At 62.9% G+C, this 3429-nt stretch carries 4 protein-coding genes and 1 pseudogene; 4 read left to right on the top strand and 1 reads right to left on the bottom strand.

The features are described 5' to 3' along the window. Positions 1-324 (top strand): annotated as a pseudogene (locus EOA60_RS24565) (iron ABC transporter); the annotation flags it as partial. Here EOA60_RS24565 and rirA read toward each other — a convergent pair. Next, the gene (rirA, locus tag EOA60_RS24560) at positions 321-782 is read right to left on the bottom strand and encodes an iron-responsive transcriptional regulator RirA (RefSeq protein ID WP_066999863.1); all 462 of its coding nucleotides are present in this window, start codon (positions 780-782) and stop codon (positions 321-323) included. The pseudogene EOA60_RS24565 and the gene rirA overlap by 4 nt on opposite strands. A 195-nt stretch (positions 783-977) precedes the next feature. Here rirA and EOA60_RS24555 point away from each other — a divergent pair, with 195 nt between their 5' ends. From EOA60_RS24555 to EOA60_RS24545, 3 genes are all read left to right on the top strand, one after another. Beyond that, positions 978-2273, top strand: a complete 1296-nt coding sequence (locus EOA60_RS24555; protein ID WP_127245678.1) for a DUF445 domain-containing protein — start codon at positions 978-980, stop codon at positions 2271-2273. 67 nt (positions 2274-2340) lie between these two features. Then, a complete protein-coding gene (gene phaP, locus EOA60_RS24550) occupies positions 2341-2769 on the top strand; it encodes a TIGR01841 family phasin (RefSeq protein ID WP_095825635.1) in 429 nt (142 codons plus the stop codon). Positions 2770-2957: 188 nt separating this feature from the next. After that, positions 2958-3429 (top strand): MaoC family dehydratase (locus tag EOA60_RS24545; protein WP_164899506.1); only part of this gene is annotated, 472 nt, incomplete at its 3' end.

The following is a 3429-nucleotide window of genomic DNA, read 5'->3' as shown; positions in this document are numbered from 1 at the left end:
GTGCTCGAGGGCAAGCCGCGCTACCTTTTCCTCGACGAGCCTGTCTCCAGCCTCGACGTCAAGCACCAACTGATCATCATGAATATTGCGGGCGATTTCGCGCGGCGCGGCGGCGGCGTGGTGGCGATCCTGCACGACCTCAATCTGACGGCCATGTATGCCGACCGGATTTTCGTGCTCTCTCGTGGCCAACTGGCTGCCGCCGGCTCGCCGCAAGAGGTGCTCAATGACGAGCTGATCGAAAAGGTGTTCGACTGCCGGCTCAAGGTCGGCGCACTGCCTGCTGGAAGCGTTCCGTTCGTGTTGCCGCAATCGGCAGCTTAGGCAGCCGGGGCGCGCTGCTCCAGGAGATCGATGCCAAGCAGGTGGCGCACATTCGGGCGCGCGGCGACGAGGTCGGCGATCGTGTAGCGGGAGAGCACGGCGAAGAAGGCATTGAGCGCTTCGCGCAGTGCCGAATTCAAGGCGCAGCTGTCGACCAGCGGGCATTCGGCGGCGTCGTTCTCGAAGCACTCGGCCATGGCGAAGCTCTCTTCGGTGACGCGCACGACGTCGAACAGGCTGATCTGCTCCGCCGGGCGGCCGAGCCTGACGCCGCCATTGCGGCCGCGCACCGTCTCGACCAGGCCGGCCTCGACCAGCGGCTGCAGGATCTTGAACAAAAACAGCTCCGAAACCGAATAGGCGGTGGCGATCTCGGGGATGCGGCTCAGGCGGTCGCTGTTCGCGGCGCAATACATCAGTATGCGCATCGCATAGTTCGTCTGGCGCGTGAGCCGCATGGTATCCTCGCGAAATGAGCTTGGGCCGAATATGGCCCATAGTTTGGAACAATTCCAGACTGGACCGCTACATAGCTGAATAAACTTATCAACTTTTTGTGCGTGTCCGCCGCATCGCGCCGCAATGCGCTTTGAGCGAGCGTTTCCCCGGCGCAGGCCCTAGATAAGTCCGGGTGCAATAGGGAAGGCCTTTCCATGTCACAATCAGCTCAGGCCCTCGCGCCGGTTCGATTCGACGCCGATGCGCAGGCAAAGCTCTCGGCATTGCGGCGGACCAAGTTCGTCGCCGCCGCGGCGCTTGGCCTGTGCATCCTTGTCTTCGCGCTCGCCAAGTCTTTAGAGATCACCCATCCGTGGCTCGGCTTTGTTGCCGCGTTCGCCGAGGCGGCGATCATTGGCGGGCTGGCCGACTGGTATGCGGTCGTGGCGTTGTTCAGGCGCCCGCTCGGCCTGCCGATCCCGCACACGGCCATCATTCCTGAGAACCAGCACCGCATCGCCGACAATCTCGGCCGGTTCATCGAGGCCAATTTCCTTGCGCCGGAGCCCGTGCGGGAAAAGCTCGCCGAGGTCGACTTTGCCGCCCTCGTCGCCGACTGGCTGGCCGACGCCGAACGCGCCGCCGACCTGTCGCGATTCGTCGCCCGCCTGGTGCCGCAGACGCTGACCGCCGTGGAGCAGTCCGGGCTGCGCGACTTCGTCACCAGCCGCTTGCTGGAGCAGATCGAAAAAGTGCCGCTGGCGCCTTTAGCCGCGGAGCTGTTGTCGGCGCTCACCGACGACCGGCGCCACCAGAAACTGTTCGACGAGTTCACCAGGGTGGTCGGGCGCTTCCTGAACGACGAGAAGGCGCTGGCGACGATGCGCGAAAAGATCCGTGAGGAACTGCCGTCGCTGTTCAACCTGTTTCGCGCCGACGCCTATCTGCTCAAGAAGATTGTCGCTTCCGCCGGGTTGCTGCTGGAGGAGGTGCGGGCCGATCCCGATCATCCGGGGCGCGCCGAGTTCGACCGTTTCGTACTTCGCTTCGTCGAGCGGCTCAGGACCTCGAAGCAATATGCAAGGCGCGCCGAAAAGCTGAAGCGCGATTTCCTGGGCCGTCCGGAAGTCAGGGCTCTCGCCGGCGACACTTGGGCAAGCCTGCGCTTGTTCATCGAGCAGGACGCCAACGCGGCCAATTCGACGATTCGCGAGCACCTCGCCAACCTGTTCGTCGAGGTCGGACGACATTTGGCCGACGATGCCCAGATCAGGGCCGACATGAACCAGGGTTTTGTTGTGGCGCTCGCCTCCTTCGTCGAAAGCCAGAAGAGCGGCGTGTCGAAATTCATCGCCGATCAGGTCAAGCGCTGGGATCTGGCCCAGCTGACGCGGCTGATCGAGATCAATATCGGCAAGGACCTGCAGTATATCCGCTTCAACGGCATGGTGATCGGCGGTCTGGCCGGCTTGGCACTCTATACGGCGGAGCGGCTGCTTCTCCTCAATTGACGCGGACCGGGCGCGCACTATTCTCCCTAGTGGGCGCTGTAAGAGCGGCAGATCGGGAGGCGACGACATGGCAAGTCAACCGGAATCCGACTCTTTTCTGGACATCTTCAGCAGGTTCGGCCGCGACTTGAAGCTGCCGAAGGTCGACATCCAGGCGATCCTCGATCACCACCGCAGGAATCTCGAGGCTCTGGAGAAGTCGGCCCGGGCAAGCGCCGCCGGCGCGTCATCCATTCTGTCGAGACAGCACGAAATGGTGCAGGAGGCGCTCGGCGAAATTACCCGGATGGCACGCAACTACCAGCCTCCGGGCAATCCGCAGGAGTTGATGACGAAGCAGGTGGATTTCGCCAGGAAATCCTTCGAGACAACGCTGAAGAATGCCGGCGAGGTCGCCGACCTGGTTCGGAAATCCGGCACCGAATCGGTCGAAATCCTGCGCGACAGGATCAAGGACGCGATGGCGGAAATCCGGGCCGGCTACGACGGGAAGTGAGCAATCCAGGACGCCTATTCGGGTTTTCCGGATCGGGTTCAGGCGGCTGAGCAATCGGCGCGTGCGGCTGCGCGTTCGCGGCTTGCCGTAAAACCGTCAACTCTGAGGGTGAAATCGAGGCGCCGCGAATTGACAGGAGCCGCCGGTTCATGGTCGGGAGATTGGCAGAAGCCAGCAGGAAAGCAGGAATGACGGAAAATCGGCCGAGGACGCCGCCGACCTTTGAACAGTTGCGGACAATGGCCGGCCAGGAGATCGGCGTGTCGGACTGGACGACGGTCGACCAGCAGCGCATCGACCAGTTCGCCCAATGCACGGGCGACCACCAGTGGATACATGTCGATCCGGAGCGCGCGAAGCGGCAGAGCCCGTTCCGCACTACGATCGCGCATGGCTATCTGACGCTGTCGATCATCGGCGCGCTGGCGCTGGAAATGGGCATCGTGCCGGAAAACACGCAAGCCGCTTTCAACTATGGCTTCGACAAAGTGCGCTTCCTGGCGCCGGTGAAGTCCGGCGCACGTATCCGGCTGCGCACGACGCTGCTCACCATGGAAGACCGCGGCCCCGGCCTATATCTGATGAAGGCCGCGAACACCGTCGAGATCGAGGGCGAGCAGAAGCCGGCGCTGACTGCCGAGACGCTGGTGATGATGTATG

It is taken from the genome of Mesorhizobium sp. M1A.F.Ca.IN.020.06.1.1 (assembly GCF_004023265.1).
GTDB lineage: Bacteria > Pseudomonadota > Alphaproteobacteria > Rhizobiales > Rhizobiaceae > Mesorhizobium.
Note: the sequence above shows the minus strand (reverse complement) of the source record. Positions and strands in the feature narration are given on the sequence as shown.